General features: G+C 33.9%; 21 protein-coding genes. 2 read left to right on the plus strand and 19 right to left on the minus strand.

All coding sequences use genetic code 11. The features are described from left to right. Nucleotides 1-13: 13 nt before the first annotated feature. The 9 genes from rsmH to F9279_RS10650 form a co-directional block, all read right to left on the minus strand. A complete protein-coding gene (gene rsmH / locus F9279_RS10610; protein ID WP_152112774.1) occupies nucleotides 14-949 on the minus strand; it encodes a 16S rRNA (cytosine(1402)-N(4))-methyltransferase RsmH in 936 nt (311 codons plus the stop codon). A 43-nt stretch (nucleotides 950-992) separates the two neighbouring features. Beyond that, entirely contained in the window at nucleotides 993-1424 is a 432-nt protein-coding gene (mraZ, locus tag F9279_RS10615; RefSeq protein WP_152112776.1) for a division/cell wall cluster transcriptional repressor MraZ, read from the minus strand. A gap of 189 nt (nucleotides 1425-1613) precedes the next feature. After that, the gene (gene bshC / locus F9279_RS10620) at nucleotides 1614-3245 is read right to left on the minus strand and encodes a bacillithiol biosynthesis cysteine-adding enzyme BshC (RefSeq protein WP_152112778.1); all 1632 of its coding nucleotides are present in this window, start codon (nucleotides 3243-3245) and stop codon (nucleotides 1614-1616) included. Nucleotides 3246-3390: 145 nt separating this feature from the next. Further along, complete coding sequence (locus F9279_RS10625) at nucleotides 3391-3780, minus strand: DUF3397 domain-containing protein (RefSeq protein WP_152112780.1); 390 nt, start codon at nucleotides 3778-3780, stop codon at nucleotides 3391-3393. After that, the gene (locus F9279_RS10630) at nucleotides 3774-4697 is read right to left on the minus strand and encodes a 2-dehydropantoate 2-reductase (protein WP_152112782.1); all 924 of its coding nucleotides are present in this window, start codon (nucleotides 4695-4697) and stop codon (nucleotides 3774-3776) included. The genes F9279_RS10625 and F9279_RS10630 overlap by 7 nt, the downstream gene beginning before the upstream one ends. Before the next feature lie 370 nt (nucleotides 4698-5067). Continuing rightward, nucleotides 5068-5610, minus strand: coding sequence for an RsfA family transcriptional regulator (locus F9279_RS10635; RefSeq protein WP_152112784.1), 543 nt, complete (start codon nucleotides 5608-5610; stop codon nucleotides 5068-5070). A gap of 133 nt (nucleotides 5611-5743) precedes the next feature. Next, nucleotides 5744-6211 (minus strand): DUF523 domain-containing protein, encoded by a 468-nt coding sequence (locus tag F9279_RS10640; RefSeq protein ID WP_152112786.1) that lies wholly within the window; start codon nucleotides 6209-6211, stop codon nucleotides 5744-5746. Nucleotides 6212-6301: 90 nt separating this feature from the next. Next, the gene (rpmF, locus tag F9279_RS10645; RefSeq protein ID WP_152112788.1) at nucleotides 6302-6475 is read right to left on the minus strand and encodes a 50S ribosomal protein L32; all 174 of its coding nucleotides are present in this window, start codon (nucleotides 6473-6475) and stop codon (nucleotides 6302-6304) included. A 93-nt stretch (nucleotides 6476-6568) separates the two neighbouring features. Next, complete coding sequence (locus tag F9279_RS10650; protein ID WP_152112790.1) at nucleotides 6569-7078, minus strand: YceD family protein; 510 nt, start codon at nucleotides 7076-7078, stop codon at nucleotides 6569-6571. A gap of 288 nt (nucleotides 7079-7366) precedes the next feature. Here F9279_RS10650 and F9279_RS10655 point away from each other — a divergent pair, with 288 nt between their 5' ends. Further along, nucleotides 7367-8581 (plus strand): nucleotidyltransferase, encoded by a 1215-nt coding sequence (locus F9279_RS10655; RefSeq protein WP_152112792.1) that lies wholly within the window; start codon nucleotides 7367-7369, stop codon nucleotides 8579-8581. A 60-nt stretch (nucleotides 8582-8641) separates the two neighbouring features. On the opposite strand, the gene F9279_RS10660 is transcribed toward F9279_RS10655, so the two are convergent. Beyond that, nucleotides 8642-9412, minus strand: coding sequence for a patatin-like phospholipase family protein (locus F9279_RS10660; RefSeq protein WP_152112794.1), 771 nt, complete (start codon nucleotides 9410-9412; stop codon nucleotides 8642-8644). Nucleotides 9413-9616: 204 nt separating this feature from the next. Between F9279_RS10660 and ylbJ the strand changes: the two genes are divergently transcribed. Next, a complete protein-coding gene (gene ylbJ / locus F9279_RS10665) occupies nucleotides 9617-10834 on the plus strand; it encodes a sporulation integral membrane protein YlbJ (RefSeq protein ID WP_152112796.1) in 1218 nt (405 codons plus the stop codon). Between the two features lie 308 nt (nucleotides 10835-11142). Here the strand turns inward: ylbJ and coaD are convergent, their stop codons facing one another. From coaD to F9279_RS10715, 9 genes are all read right to left on the minus strand, one after another. Next, a complete protein-coding gene (gene coaD, locus F9279_RS10670; RefSeq protein ID WP_152112798.1) occupies nucleotides 11143-11628 on the minus strand; it encodes a pantetheine-phosphate adenylyltransferase in 486 nt (161 codons plus the stop codon). Nucleotides 11629-11630: 2 nt separating this feature from the next. Then, entirely contained in the window at nucleotides 11631-12197 is a 567-nt protein-coding gene (gene rsmD / locus F9279_RS10675) for a 16S rRNA (guanine(966)-N(2))-methyltransferase RsmD (RefSeq protein ID WP_152112800.1), read from the minus strand. 415 nt (nucleotides 12198-12612) lie between these two features. After that, a complete protein-coding gene (locus tag F9279_RS10685) occupies nucleotides 12613-12888 on the minus strand; it encodes a YlbG family protein (RefSeq protein WP_152112804.1) in 276 nt (91 codons plus the stop codon). 135 nt (nucleotides 12889-13023) lie between these two features. Then, entirely contained in the window at nucleotides 13024-13467 is a 444-nt protein-coding gene (locus tag F9279_RS10690; RefSeq protein ID WP_152112806.1) for a YlbF family regulator, read from the minus strand. A 63-nt stretch (nucleotides 13468-13530) separates the two neighbouring features. Beyond that, the gene (locus tag F9279_RS10695) at nucleotides 13531-13956 is read right to left on the minus strand and encodes a hypothetical protein (protein ID WP_152112809.1); all 426 of its coding nucleotides are present in this window, start codon (nucleotides 13954-13956) and stop codon (nucleotides 13531-13533) included. Nucleotides 13957-14049: 93 nt separating this feature from the next. Next, on the minus strand, nucleotides 14050-14289 hold the full coding sequence (locus F9279_RS10700) for a YlbE-like family protein (RefSeq protein WP_152112811.1): 240 nt from the start codon (nucleotides 14287-14289) through the stop codon (nucleotides 14050-14052). 17 nt (nucleotides 14290-14306) lie between these two features. Beyond that, nucleotides 14307-14741, minus strand: coding sequence for a YlbD family protein (locus F9279_RS10705; RefSeq protein WP_152112813.1), 435 nt, complete (start codon nucleotides 14739-14741; stop codon nucleotides 14307-14309). Nucleotides 14742-14953: 212 nt separating this feature from the next. Continuing rightward, a complete protein-coding gene (locus tag F9279_RS10710; protein WP_152112815.1) occupies nucleotides 14954-16009 on the minus strand; it encodes a CAP domain-containing protein in 1056 nt (351 codons plus the stop codon). A 160-nt stretch (nucleotides 16010-16169) separates the two neighbouring features. Beyond that, complete coding sequence (locus F9279_RS10715; protein ID WP_152112817.1) at nucleotides 16170-16637, minus strand: DUF420 domain-containing protein; 468 nt, start codon at nucleotides 16635-16637, stop codon at nucleotides 16170-16172. Nucleotides 16638-16654 lie beyond the last annotated feature (17 nt).

A 16654-nucleotide genomic window follows, 5' to 3' on the forward strand; every position in this document is an offset into this window, starting at 1 on the left:
CTCCTGAATCTTTTTAATTATTTTTTTCAGCTACTCTTAACTTTGCAGATCTTGCACGATTATTTTCTTCTAATTCTTGTTCGGAAGGAATTATTGGTTTTCTTGTTATTAGCTTTAATTCTGGCTTAAATTCATCAGGTATAATAGGTAATCCTGGTGGTAATGGCGGCAAGTCACTTGCCTTTTTAAAAGTGGATTTACAAATTCTATCTTCAAGTGAATGGAAGGTAATAACACTAATTCTTCCACCTGGTTTTAAAATGGAGATAGCTTGTTCTAAAGAATCCTCAAATACACCAAGCTCATCATTTACAGCAATTCTAATTGCTTGGAAAATTCTCTTAGCCGGATGTCCGCCTTTTCTTCTAGCAGGTGCAGGAATTCCTTCTTTAATTAATTCTACTAATTCTGCTGTTGATTGAATGGGTTGTTGCTCTCGAGCAGCTTCAATCTTTCTGGCGATTTGTTTCGAGAACTTCTCTTCTCCATAACGGAAGAAAATCCTTACTAAATCCTCATATTTCCAATGATTTACCACTTCATATGCGGTGACATCTGCTTCATTATCCATTCGCATATCTAACGGCGCGTCATGATGATAGCTAAACCCTCTTTCTGGTGTATCTAATTGAGGAGAAGAAACACCAAGATCATATAAAACTCCATCAACATGTGTGATACCTAGATTTAGAAGTTCCTCTTTTAAGTATCTAAAATTACTTTTTACAATCGTTAAGTTTTCTTTATATGGTGCTAATTTTTGTTCAGCATTTTTAATCGCTACGTCATCTTGATCAAAAGCAATTAGTCTTCCGCCTGCTGAAAGTTTGGAAAGAATCAATTCACTATGTCCTGCACCACCTAGTGTGCAATCTACATAAATTCCATCTGGTTTAATATTAAGTGCATCTACTGCTTCATTTAAAAGTACGGTTGTATGATTAAACATGTTGTCCACCTGTCAATAATTTTCTTTTATGTATTTTGGGATATTAAATATCGAATCCAATCATATTTTCTGCAATTTCTGCAAAAGAATCCTCGGATTCCGCAAAATAATTTTGCCATTCTGTTTTATCCCAAATTTCAATGCGATTGGAGACTCCTAATATGACACATTCCTTTTCCAATTGTGCATATTGTACAAGAGGTGCTGCAATATTTATTCGTCCTTGTTTATCCACTTCACATTCTGAAGCTCCTGAGAAGAAAAAACGAGTAAATGCTCTAGCATCTTTTTTCGTTAAGGGTAATTGTTTCAGCTTTTCTTCTATTATGGTCCATTCACTTAATGGGTAACCAAAAAGGCAACGATCTAAACCACGGGTTAATATGAAAGTTTCACCTAAATTGTCTCGAAACTTAGCGGGAACGATAATTCGTCCTTTTGTATCGACATTATGATGATATTCTCCCATGAACATACCCGCATTCCCCACCTTCTTCCCTCAATGTACCACATTCCCCCACTTTCCTCCACTATTTAATAAAATTCTATGAATTTTTAATATTTCCTGCAATAAAAGAAATTTTTACTACACCTATTTTTAGAAATTTTGAAAAGAGAACGCAAAAAAGGAAAGGCAAATAAATCTCGCCTTTCCTTTTCATCCTTATAATTTAATTACTTTATGTGTCCCATCAAAGGTCATTGGTAATTTCATTATTTCTTCTAAGAAGTCAAAACCATACTTATTTAAGAAATAAGTAATATTCCATATTCTTTCTTGCGGAGAACCCTCAGGCTTTAAATTTCTTTCTATCCGATTAAATTTATTTACAATCACTTCATGCTTTTCTTTTGTAGAGTCATCGATTTTATTTTTTAAGAATTGTAATTGATTTAGTAAGAAATCTTCATTCTTAGATAATAGCGGAAGCATTCCTTTGTAATCCTTATTCAATTCTTGCTCTAGGTCTAGATAAGTAGCATGAATGGTTTCACGTAATTCACTAATTAGGTCATTTATGCTTTTATTGGATACAGCATCTAAAAATTGGGCTGTCCTGTCAGATGTCCCTTTCATCAGAATCTCTTCTATAGATAACTCTAATTCGTTGATATCTGCTTCTACACTTCTTTCTAAAAGTGTAATATTCAACCTCGGCATAATTGGTGGCATCTTGATATCTAAGTATTCAAATGCTTGCTTCAATTCTGCCCAGTATGCAATTTCTCCTGGCCCTCCAATAAAGGCAAGTGTTGGAAATAATAAGTCTTGTGTAATTGGTCTTGTTACTACATTATTGCTTAATCGATGTGGAAACTCGCTAGCAATTTCTTTGAGTTCCTCTATCGTAAATACTATTTCATTTTTGCCAACAAACTTGTTAGTGGAAGCATCATATTGAAGCAATTCTCTTTCTTGCTCCATTTCATCATAATAGAAAAGGTTAACTGGATTTTCACTCATTTCTATAACAAGCGAATATCCTTTATCTTTTACTAGCTGCTGCTGAGAAGTTACTGCTTCGGCAATTCCTTCAAAATGATCTAGTTGTTGTAAAAATATTTCCTTTTCTAATTTACGAATTTCTTTATCGCCTGAATCCACTAATAGTAGTCCAAAATCTTTAAATAGCTGCATGGTTAGATAACTAAAGAAGTCCACGATTGTGTCAGATTGATTAATAGCTGTATGTAATAGCTCTAATAAAGCATGAGAGTGATCTGTTTCTCCATAGCTTTCTACCACTTCTTCTATCCACTCTAAACAGACTTCTTTATCTAAAGTGATATCAGAAGCCATTTTTTTATCGACTACATGCTTAGGAAAAACCATTTTCCTCATTTTTTCTTTTCCTGGAGAGTAAATATGATTAATTTCTAAATAGTCATGATCCTCACCAGCTACCCAAAAAACAGGTACAACAGGAATGCCTAATTCTTCTTCCTTTTGCTCTGCAAGTAAAATAATACTAATCACTTTATGAATAGAATATAATGGCCCTGTCAATATACCTGCTTGTTGTCCTCCTATCACAACCACACTGTTAGGCTCTCTTAGTTTGTCTAATGAAGCTTTAACCTTCGAGCTTTGTGGGAATTTACTCATGTAGCTCTCCATATAGTCTGCTACATCATTTCTCATAAATTTACGTGCATTTAATTCTTTTACTCTTTCCTCGTAACTATGTTTATTAAGATAAGAATAATGAAAAAAATCCTCTAATGTATGGTTTTCGTTTAGATAATCTGTTACAAACTTATTTGCCACAGGCAAAGAGAGATTTATCATCTCCATTTATGTACTTCCTTTCTGCTATACAAGTTTTTGCTAATATGTATTGTACCCTAGTATGTTTTATGATAGTAAAATATCTACTTCCTAGTAGTATAGCACTCTATCCTGGTAAAAGAGAATAAGTTTGCCTATCATCACTGATCATTCATCCAAGGGAGGACATAATCGATGATATAAGCCCATATACCATACTTATTAAATAGAAAGGGAAAAAAAGAAGAAAGGTTAAACGCCAAACACCTTTTATAATTTTCCTTACTTTGATTTCTTTCTTTATATTATATTGTACGATGGTAAGTATGGAAGCTACTATTAAAAGAAAGATAATGACATAAGGTAATAAATGAATAGTTGAGATTTCTTTCACGATAAAATGAACAGCAAATACAAAAAAAATGGTACTAATATCAATAGACAACTGAATAGAAAACCTTTGCTTTTTTGTAATCATTTTACTGATAACAAATATAAAAAACAACATAAATATAGGAAAAACCACAAAAAAGCTTAAAAGGTTGGAGGTGAAATTTAACAATTCAATCCACTCCCCTCTTCTCCTTGTTCCATTCCTTTAATCATATAATAGTAAGAAGTGGAGATAGATGCATTCATATGAATACTTTCAGCTCTTTTTATGATATATCCTAAGATCGCATCAATTTCTGTTGTTTTATGTGCTTCTAGATCTCTTAACATAGAAGATTTATTATTTGCGGTATTTTTTATGATTTGAAAACAATAATGGCGATATTCAATTGCTTCCTCTTTCGATAGAGTTAAAACTTGAATAATCTCTTCCATCAATAAGGATACTAATTTTTTATACTGCTCATTCTTTAACAATTCTCCATTTTTGACCTTAAGAATGCTTGTTAAGGAATTAACAATACTATTTACAAATAACTTTTTTTGCATAAATAGCTCATAATTTGGTTCATGAATAAACGGAAAGACAGATAAATCACTTTCGATTAGCTCTCTTACTATATTGCTTCCTTCTTCCCCTTTTATAGTAGCCATTTTGGTGGAACCAATTCCCGTATGAATAACTGAGTGAAGATTCTCTTTTAATGCTCCGTGTTCCACTATTCCAACTAGCACATTCCTAAATTCTAACTCTTTAATAGCTGATAAATGACTCATTCCATTTTGAACAAACATAATAGACATCATGTCATTTGAAAATTGCTTTATTTTATGAAAAATTCCTTCTAGATGGTATTGCTTGACAGCTACAATCGTGCAATCTTCTTTTCCACACCATTCACTAAAGTACTTAACGTTGATTTGTACACAGGTTGTCTCTTCTTTAAAGGTGTAACATAAACCGTTTTCGGTTATTTTTTTAAACTGATTCTCGGAACGAACGTATAAAGTGACATCATGCTTTTTATTTAGCTGGTAGGCACATAATAATCCAATAGCACCTGCACCAATAATCCCAATCTTCATTTAAAACTCCTTAAATTCTTAACATTTTAGTACTATCTTAACATTTTTCAGAATAATTGTTAGTACAAAAAACTTAGATAATCTAAAAAAGATTCCTATTTTTCTATAAAATGTCATACATTAATGTATTTTGGGAAACACAGACTCTAAATGGAGTTTGCTATTATGCGTAAGATTGTTATGGTTAGGAAGGAAATGGAGGTTATATGGCGGATACACTCAAAAAAAGAATGTACAATATCGGAAGAATTAGTCAATAGGAGGAACATTTGTTATTTTTTCAAATAAGAAATCAGACTGATATGGAATAATCTTAGTAATAGGAAATATGGAGCTTCTATCAGTCTGATTTCTAACATACATGCATGAATTAGTCTTTCAGGACCACCATTTGTCTTGCCTTTTCCATGAGATCAACTAAGGCTTTATAAGCATCCTCGATCGTATCTAATTCATTTTGTAGCTCCTCATTCTCTTTTTGAAGAAGAAGTAACTTCTCTTCTAATTCTTTTGTTTTCTCTTTTACTACAGCAGAATCCACATCATTATTATCCCATTTTACAGACTTAGCATGTAAGCCTTGTAAATATGCCAAAACCTCATTAAAATCGGCATACTCTACTTTCTTTTCAGTAGCCTCTACTTGAACATTTTTCTCTAGCGGCTGTTCTTCAACAGGAGACTTCTTTACTTGCTTACGCTGTTTTTTAGCTACTTCTATTCCTGATTTATATTGTTTACGCACATATGAATTCCAACGAAACCCACATGCTGCACTTGTTCTTGATAATAGTTTGCCTACTTCTTCAAATGCTTGAAGCTGTGTACCACCTTCTCTAATATGTCGTAGTACAATTTCCGCAAGCAATATATCCTCATCATTGGACCAAGCATCTTGTCTAGTTGTCGACATCAGTAAATCCCTCCTAGTGTTTTTTATTCATACATATGCATCTACTAGAAAAGATAGACTGAATATTACTGTTTTGAAAAAGAAAAAATGAATAATCTTTGTCCATTTATATCATTGCTTATTAAAAGGTTGTTTAAAATCTTGCTAATACATCAGTTGTTATGTAATGTTCTGAAATAACCTCTATTCCTTTTCTTCTAAACAAAGCAGTAGTAACACCTACTCCTTCTTTTTTCACGCCATTAAAGCTTCCTGCGTAGATAAATCCACTTCCACAAGAAGGACTATTTTCTTTTAAAACTATTAACTTGGCATTCCAATCCTGCGCAATTTGAAGGGCCTTATATGCACCCTCTAGATATGCTTGTGTAACGTCATTTCTTTTCTTATCTACAACAATAGCATTTCCATCATGTACATCGTAGCCATCACCACCAATAATTTCAGCAGGCTCCCTTGGAGTTTGGAATCCCCCTAATATTTCTGGACATACAGAGATAGCACGACCTTTTTCTATAAGCTCCATGATGCAATTATGTAAGCAATCTGTACCATTATACCGGACTTTTTGACCTGCTAAGCATGCACTAACAATTATCATCTTATCCTCCTATATATAATAATGACACTCTATAGAATAAGAAAAAGACACAAGGAACCAATAAGTCCTTGTGTCTTTTTCTTAGAAGAGTTAGTTGCTAACTACTTCTTTCCCTTTGTATGTTCCGCAAGCGTTACAAACGCGGTGAGCAAGTTTCATTTCACCACAGTTTGGGCATTCTACCATACCAGGTACTTGTAATTTAAAATGTGTGCGACGTTTTCTCTTCGCAGTTTTAGATGTTCTTCTAAAAGGTACAGCCATTCTTCCCACCTCCTTAAAGAGTATTAAGAAAGTAATGAAAGGATTAATCCTATCAAAATTTTTCTTTGCTGCTCAAAAAATTTTGAGCATTCATTACTCATTTTCAAAAAATTTAGCAAGTCCAGCTAAACGAGGATCTACTTTTTTCTGTTGGTCCTCTTCCTGGATTACTTCCCAATCATTCCCAGATTGAGGAGCACCCTCTTCTCTTGTATCTTCAGAGAAGACTTGCATTGGTACTTCAAGTAAAAGAATTTCCGATATAACTGGCTCTAGGTCAATTACATCTCCATTTACTTGATGAACTTCCTCTTCATTCATTTCATATTCTGAAACTTTTAAAAGGAAGGTTTCTGTTGTTTCAACATTAATTGGATAATCCACGTCTACTAAAGTACGAGAGCAAGGCAACACTAGTGAGCCCTTAATTTGTAAATGAAAGGTCACTTTTGTTGAATCAATATCTGTACGCCCAACTATATGAATAGGCGAAACACGTCGTATGTTTGGATCAATTTTCATAATACCATCCATATTTACCGTTTCATCTATTGGCATTTCCTTACTTCGATATTTTTGTAACTGGCTTAACGTCCATTTCATATATATCACCCCAAGGCAACAAAGGTAATTATAGCTGTCATATAATTATTTGTCAATATTTTTTCTTTACAGTAAATGATAAGCTGTATATCTTATCAACCTTCATTTAATAGTAATTTCCTTTCTATTCTACCCATAATTAACATAAATGCAATCATTTTATTTTATTATAGCTTTTCTTCTTTTGTAAGCTACCTCTTTTCTATCATCTACATTTAAGATAAACTCATTTATACAGTATAGAATTGACACTAAATAACTATAAAAAATTTCAAGAGGGAGATAACAATGAAAGCTGTTGGTATTATTGTAGAATATAACCCACTACACAATGGACATTTACATCATGTGCAACAGGCACGAGAAAAATCTAATGCAGATATCGTTATAGCTGTAATGAGCGGTCCCTTTCTACAGCGTGGGGAGCCAGCAATTGTTTCTAAATGGGCTAGAACGAATATGGCTTTAGAAGCTGGTATCGATATGGTTATTGAATTACCGTATTCTTTCGCTACACAACATGCCGAGGTTTTCGCATCTGGAGCAGTAGATTTACTTAATAGCATGCTTTGTGACTATGTATGCTTCGGAAGTGAATCTGGTAATATAAATGACTTTAAAGAAACCTATGAATTTCTAGCACTTCATCAACAGGAAGAAAATGACCTTGTAAAACAATATATCAAGAAAGGCTACAGCTATCCTAAAGCAAGGTCTTTTGCTTTAGAAGAACTAAATAAAAGAACAAGCGTGAAAACTCTTGATCTTCAAACTCCAAATAATATACTTGGATTCGAATATTATAAAGCTGTTCAAAAAGGCAACTATAAGATGGAAGTTCTGACTATTCCGCGCAAACTAGCTGGTTATCATGATGAAGTATTCACATCTGATACAATAGCTAGTGCAACAAGTATTAGAAAAGAGTTAGGAAAGCACAAAAACATGATGGCTATTCAGCCATATTTACCGAAGAGTACATACTCCATTCTACAAACCTATAGAGATACATATCACACCTATCATACTTGGGAAAATTACTGGCCATACTTAAAGTTCAGACTCCTCCAGCTGACAGCACAGGAGCTTTCTCATATATTTGAAATAGAGGAAGGATTAGAACACCGACTATTAAAATTTGCGAAGGAAGCACAGTCTTTTCAAGCATTTCTAACCGCTATTAAAACAAAAAGATATACATGGACAAGGCTTCAAAGGGTATGTTTACATATCTTAACAAATACGACTAAAGCAGAAATGAAAGCTGTCAAGAAACCAGCATATATCAGATTATTAGGAATGACAAAAAAAGGAAGAGATTATCTAAAAGAAAATAAAAAAAATTTCCTTCTTCCTATGCTCTCTAAGATATCCTCCTTTCAGCATGATCAACTTGAATTGGATATCCGTGCTTCTCATATATATGCATTAGGTGCACCAATAACAGCTCAACAATCCCTACTCGAGATGGATTTTAAACAACCACCAATCATGAAGGAATAAGAAGGGACAACTGAAAAGTATAGGAATGATTTTTGCTTTTTATACTTTTCAGCTCTGTTTCTATAAATTAAATTTTTTCTTGATTTCATTCACGTATTTTTTTGCCTCTTCTTCCCCTATCTCTATTATTTTCTCCACTTCTACGAATGCTTTGCTACTAAACATTCCAACAGAAGGTCTTAGCATAACATCCGTAACATGTCCTTTTGATTGGACTAATTCCATCTGCATAATCTCAATGGATCGCATCATAACATCGTAGATATTATTTATTTCTATTTGATTTGTCGTGATAGCAACGTCTACTCCAATAACTATATCTGCTCCCATCTCTTTTACTACTGAAACAGGAACTCTGTCTACTACTCCACCATCTACTAGTAATCTTCCATTTATCTTCTCAGGAACAAATATGCCAGGAATAGAAATACTTGCACGTACAGCAGAAGCAATAGGACCTTTTTTGAAAACAACCTTCTCTCCTGAATGTAAATCAGTCGCAATAATGGAAATAGGAATATCTAACTCTTCTATATTTCTTCCATATGTAAATAAGTGAATTAATTCTTTCACTTTATTTCCAGCAATAAACCCCATCTTAGGTACTGTAAAATCCAAATAATACTTGCGCTGAAAAAATTTTGATATCGTATAAAGACGATTAACATCCAAACCTGCTCCGTACAAACAAGCAATAATAGCACCGATACTAGAACCAGCTATGTAATCAATGGGGATGTTTGCTTCTTTTAACACTTTTAATACCCCAATATGAGCTAGCCCTCTTGCACCACCTGACCCTAGAGCAAGACCAACTTTTGGTCGTGTCATAATTTTCACCAACCTCTTTCTTGTAAATTCAATCTACATAATTCTATGGTCTTTTTTTTTATGTTATGAGTATATTGGTTGGTAGAGGGATATTTAAATATCATTATTTTCTGTACAAGCCATTGTACAAAAGCATGGTTTGCTATCCTCATTTACATAAAATTAGAGCCTATCTGTTTGCTCTAAAGGAGGGAGTCAATTATATTGTTACGGTCTAAAATGAAGACGGCACTTCTAGCCTTGTCTGCCTCTCTCTTAGTACTTGCCTTAATTTCTTTCCCAGGAATTGCAGTGGAAGCATCTAAGGATGGACTTAATACATGGTGGACTATTGTGTTTCCTTCGCTTCTTCCATTTCTGATTCTGTCTGAAGTATTAATAGGATTTGGTGTGGTACGTTTTATTGGTGTTTTGTTAGAACCTGTAATGAGGCCGCTCTTTAAAGTACCGGGAGTTGGTGGGTTTGTATGGGCAATGGGAATGGTTTCTGGATTTCCAACAGGGGCAAAATTAACCGCAAGAATGCGTCAAGAAGGACAATTAACAAGAATTGAAGCAGAGAGACTTGCATCCTTTTCTAATGCTTCTAATCCAATGTTTATTATTGGGGCAGTTTCGGCAGCTTTCTTTAACAATCCTAAACTCGGCATCTTACTTGCATTTTCTCATTATTTAGCGAACTTTACAGTTGGGTTATGTATGCGATTTTACGGAAGAGAGGAGAAAGTAACAAAGAAGGAAACCAAAAAGGCTTCTATTAAAAGAGCTTTCCGTGAACTTCATCATACTCGACTAAAAGATAAACGCCCACTAGGAAAATTAATGGGCGATGCTGTCTCCTCCTCTATTCAATCATTATTAATGATTGGAGGATTTATTATCTTATTTTCTGTTATCAATCGACTTCTGCTTCATTTAAATATTACATCCTATATTGGGGAATTATTAAAGCCTATTTTTTCGTTTTTTACCTTTACGGGTGAGTTAACCATTCCCTTAATAGCAGGAATTTTTGAAATAACGACTGGAAGCAAATTGACAAGCGAGGTTGATACTTCTTTGTTACACCAAGCAATCATTACTAGTGTTATTTTAGGTTTTAGTGGTTTAAGTGTGCAAGCACAGGTTGCCAGTATTCTTGCCCAAACAGATATTCGCTTTAAACCATTCTTTTTTGCAAGATTGCTACAAGCTACTTTTGCAGGAGTATATACGTTCTTAGCATGGAATTGGTTTAATACATTATTCTTAAAAGAAAATGCACCTGCCATTGCCATTCCTGGATTTAGTGAAAATCAAAAAAGCTTCTTTGAACAAGCATTTGAAACCATTAATATGTGGGGGCCTGTTATCACCATTCTCTCCCTTTTTATCTATATCATTGTACTATGGAAAAGATTAGCCTTTAGGCGTGAAATTTAATAAGGACAGCCTATTGGATATAGGCTGTCCTGCTGTCGAGAAACCCCTCTATGGAGTAAAGTGAGAATATAAAGCTGTATATTTAAACACCCTGCTGAATAGGGGGATGATTTCCTTTACAGGGGTTCGCTTTCCGTGGGGCTCGCGCTGAGCCGCTTCGGCGCATGCGCCTGCAGGGTCTCAGCTGTCTCGCAGATCCCACAGGAGTCTCACCCCTTCCACTACAATCATCTGGATAAAAATTCTATTTTATCTTTCTAATATACTTTTTCTACAAGCTGACAGCCTATTGGATATAGGCTGTCTTTTTACTCTTGCTTAAATTTTGCCATTAGGGCATCGTTTACTACTTTTGGAACTAGTTCTGAGATATCTCCATTATATTTACTTACTTCTTTTACAATACTTGAGCTTAAGAAGGAATATTGATTATTTGTCATGATAAAAAATGTTTCGATTTCATCTGATAACAAACGGTTCATAGAGGTAATCTGCATTTCATATTCAAAATCTGAGACTGCTCTTAATCCTCTAATGATAGCATTGGCTTTGACACTTTTTGCATAATCAATAAGTAACCCTTCATAGGAGGACACAGACACGTTATGAATGTCTTTCGTCACTTCTTGAATGAGAGACAGTCTTTCTTTTACAGAAAAAAAGGGCTTTTTTGCTGAATTATTTAATACACAAATATATACATGGTCAAATACCTTGGCTGCTCTCTTAATAATATCGATATGTCCATAGGTAATAGGATCAAAACTACCTGGGCATACTGCTATACTCGCCATTATTAATCCTCCATTATTCCATTAGTTGAATAAATTGAAACACCAATGATTCCATATTTCTCATGCTTTACTTGAAGAAAACCACTAATAGTCTCAGGTAAAGAAATTTCCGAACCATGTTCACAAACGATGATTCCGTCTTCCTTTAATAACCCTTCTTCCGAAATAATGGTTAACAATTTTTCTAACTGTTGTTTTTTGTAAGGTGGGTCTAGAAAAATATAATCTAATTTCTTTTCTCTCTTTATAAGTGCTTTTAGTGCACGATCCGCATCATTACGATAAATTTCCGCCTGTTCATCTAACTTACAACTACTTATATTGCTTTTAATAGTATGTATGGCTTTCCCATCTCTATCTACGAAAATAACATGATCCAAGCCTCTACTTAATGCTTCAATTCCAAGTCCGCCACTACCAGCAAACAAGTCGAGTCCTTCTCCTCCTTGAAAATAAGGACCAATCATATTAAAAATAGCTTCTTTTACTTTATCAGTAGTTGGTCTTGTAGAATTACCTGGTACTGCCTTTAAGGAAATACCTTTATTTTTTCCAGATACAACTCTCATTTCATCACCACAACTTATCTTATTAACAAATACTTTTATTTCCTTTCCTATCCTACCATAAAGCATTTAGTGAGCCAACATTTTATCGTTATTGTTCCATGAACCTTCGAATTTAACGCCACAAAAAGAAAATTTATGTTTTTATGTATAAGAGACCCATTGCTGGGGATAATGTAAGTAACGACATCTATTCGAGGATGTTGTTGCCAACCGCGGAGAAGACTTACGTTTCCCCATAAGTTCTTCCTCCGGTTTCTCCTCTCCCTTTACCTTCTTTCCTAATTTAGGATATAGAAGGATCCTGCAGGTTTTTGCCTGTAGGTTTTTTTTATTCCACAATGAAACTCGCCTTTTCTAAAATAGACAAAAACAGTATGAATAGTTAGAATCCTAATTACTCATACTGCTTTTCTATTTAAATTCCCATTTTGTAATCATATTCTTTTGCTTTATCTGGTTTTGAATTTTCAAATTCTAACTTGAGAAAAGGTTTATAAGAAGGCTCCACTTTTTTCACAAATGAATGTGCTTGTATCTTTTCCATTAAACTTTCTACTTCACTTTGATTTGTATATAGAACTACGTATTTTAATCGTTTTGAGATAAAATGTACATTCCCATACCTTCTTAACATTTTCGCTTGTTTCAGCGAAAATAACCAAACAATAATTCCTTGCCTCTGCCCCAGCATTCTTTAGCTCCTTTAGTTTCGTATTTTTTCATCATTCTAACATAAGTACAACAGATTAGAAAAGGAAATCTAATGATGCTAATGACTCTCTTTAAAAAAAGCAATGAACCATTTGGCCATTGCTTTTAACTTATATTATGCAGAACAACTACAGCTTCCTCCGCTTCCACATCCTCCAGTTGAGCAACCTGATTCAAAAAATGGATTACCTGTTGGTACTTTTACATACGTAGATACTGAGTGGCCAATAATGACACTAACATCATCTAATAGCTTTTGCAGTTCGTTTTCAGCTATTTTAAACTCTGCCACATTGACATCTAAGTCCATTTCTCGTTTCAGCTGTCTAATATCCATCATAACTCTCTTATATTCTGGATGATATTTACCAAAGCGTTGTACTTCTTCATACAATTCCTTCATCTGATTGAAGGAATGTATTTTTCGCTGTGTTTCCTTATCTGAGTGTAGAATAGACAAACAAATACGGTATTGTTCTGCAACCTCTGATTCTAAAATCATTTGTGCAATGATTTCTGCTTCCTCTTCCATTCGTAGCATTTCAGTTGTAGCAAGCACGTATCTGTCACCTCCTTCTTTATTTTACATGAAATATAAAAGAAAGAAAAGGAGAGAGACTATTTATTCCTTTATTAACACATCAAATGTTTTCTTACTTAACATGGATTGATCTTCCTCTGATACTAATGAGAGCGTGAGTTCATGCTTACCAGCTGGAAAATCTGGAATAACAAATGCCGCAGTATGATATTCCTTTTTATTCTTTCCATCTATTGCTAGTACTAATTTAACAGACTTGCCTTCCTTGTTTTCTCGAAATGAATATCCATTCACTTTACATTCAACATACACACTACTTCCTTTTACTACATGGCCAACTTGAAGTATATCCACCGCTTGCTCATTAATAGAAGCTTGTACTACTTCATTCGATAAAAATGTTGATTCTGACTTCTTTTTAGGAACGATTTCTTTATCAGGTATATCATTTGTACAAGCAGCTACCAATAGAAAAACAGGAAAACAGAATGTAAGTATTTTTTTCATGAAAAACACTCCAGTACATTTAATAGTATGGAGTTAGTATGACCATTTATCTTAATAATATGAATTCATGCTTCCTGTTTTGTTTCTATGGTATTATTGCTGTGCGTTCATTGCTTGAAACATGCTAACCATCATAGATGCCATTTGGACGCCATTGGAGAATTTTTGTACATGATCTGGAATTGTTTTTTTATAATATTGCAAGGAAGCAACCTCAAAGGCTTCTAATTCATTAGGATTTCTACTTAAAGACCGATACCAATAAGGTTGCTCTCTTAAGAATTGCTGCAGCTCTTGACTTTGTGAAATGTATTCTTTAACATTCTGTCTCATGATAAAAAACCTCCTAGTTAATCTTTTCGGAACGAAAATGGACCAGTTGGTTTTTGCGGATTAGAATCTGCTGATTTTCCACTAGAATTATTAGTTGCTGAAAATTGAGATATTACACCTTGAATAGTTCCTAATGCCTGATTTAGATTAGCAATATAGCCTTGTAACTGATTTTGATCCATATTTTTCAACGTATCCATAATGGAGGACATCCAAACTGATTTATTCTCTGTACCTTCTTTGTCCTTATCCTTTGAATCTTCCTGCTTATGTCCTGTACTTCCTTCTTCTAATTCTGTCCACCTTGGGTCATCTGGTCCTAACAAGTACCAATCCTCATAAAGCTCCTGCAGAGTAACCTTTCCACTTTTAGCTTCCTTCATAATTTTTGGATTTACTTTTATAAATGCTTTAAATTCCTCTATAGAAGGATGAAGCTGTTTGTTAGCCATACCTTTTCACCTCGATACCATACATATGCCTATATTTACTGTATGTCATCATAGCAGAAGTGTGCATTCTTCTTCCTTCATTTTTTATTGATTAAACAAATAGGGTATTTTCCTACGATTATAGTAAAGCTAGAACACTAAATATCATTTTAAAAAAAAGCATGGTAGGAAGAACCGTCTATTACTAGTCGTGGTCTTCTTACCATACTTAATCACCATTTTTCTATAAAATTTTGAGTAAAATACTTATCGTAAACTCCTACTCCTAGATGAGTAAACTTCTCATTAAGCAAGCATTCACGATGGCCTTTACTGTTCAACCAGCCCTCTATAACAGCTGGTGCATCTGCATATCCTGCAGCAATATTCTCTCCAGCCACTTGATAAAATACTTCACCCGTTTTTAATCGTTCTTCTAAATCTCCAAATTTATCGGATGTATGAGAGAAAGTCTCTGTATCGTGCATATCTTGGCTATGACCAAGGGCAACAGTCGCTGTTTGTTGATCCCATTCAACTGTTCCTAGATTAAATCTACTTCTTAAGACATTAGTCATATCTAATATTTGCTGCTCATTCCCTCTCTCAACAGCTTCATCCTTTTCTACTGCTTCATCTGTCTCTAATAATTCTCCTCTATAAACTAATTCATATGGGCGTAAATGGAGCAATGTTCGTTTATCCATGTAACGAATACTTGACAATGTTCCTGTAAATTTATCAAAATATAATTGTGCATAATAATTACCCATTTGAATTAAAGGTCTATTATTTATTTCATCCTCAGACAATTCAAAACGATAAGATGAATTTTCATAATCTAAACTAATATTTGTTTCTATTGGTGTAGTGGTATAAATCTCTCCTACCTCTTGTCCAATTTTATAAGGCGAAATGTTCACATTTGATCCAATAGCATAAACAGTCACTACTTTATCATCCAAGACACCAACTTGAAAATAGTCGGCAATATTTTGATTATATATCCACCACTCATACTCATATGCAGAAGGATCTACTCTAGCTGGCTTACCATATAAGCTTTCTAGCTCACTTACACTCTTTCCAATTAAGGTTCCTAACCCTTCTGATGGTACAGGTTGTCCTTGATTTTCCTGATTTATTTGCTGCAGATTCTCTTCTTCTGTTGGATTATCTTCATTATCAACCAGAATTTCTGGATTATCACCTTGATCTGTAATACTAAAATAAAGGGCACCAGCAATTAATATAACAATGATTACAAGACTTCTTATTAAAATTTTCAGAGGATTTCCCCCTCTCTAGCATTATTTCTATTAATATATGTGCTATCATTATTAATTAGTATAACTTAATTTAAAAAAATTTAATAGAATAAGTAGAATTTTCATAAGAATTTATACTAGTATAATAAAAAAGCACCTCAATATGAGATGCTTTCGTTTTTTAAAATCCTAGTATTGCTTTTATAACAGAGGTTGTTTCTCCACCATGGTAGATCACATATAACAAGATATATACAGCTACTCCTGTTATAGCAGTGAAAAACCAAATAATGCTAGTAGTAGGTCCTATTTTTCTGTGTATAGCATATTTTTGTTTATATCCAGTGTACAGCATCGTTATCCCTAAAACGGCACCGACTGTAGCCAAAGTAATATGAAAAATTAGGAAGATGGTATAGTAAATTTTAATATCATCAGGTCCACCAAATGATGTATTCCCGATAAAAATGGTTCTAGAAGCATAAATAATGAAGAAAGAAACAGCAAAAATCCCTGCAAAAGTCATAGCTTTTTGGTGTTCTTTTATTTTCCCCTTCTTAATTAAACTCCATCCTATTGCCACAAAAATGGCACTAATTACGATAAAAGCAGTACTAATTGTTGGTAATATCGGTACATTAAAATTCATTCGAAACCCCACTCCAT

Source organism: Bacillus sp. B1-b2, from assembly GCF_009183415.1.
Classification (GTDB): Bacteria; Bacillota; Bacilli; order Bacillales; family Cytobacillaceae; genus Niallia.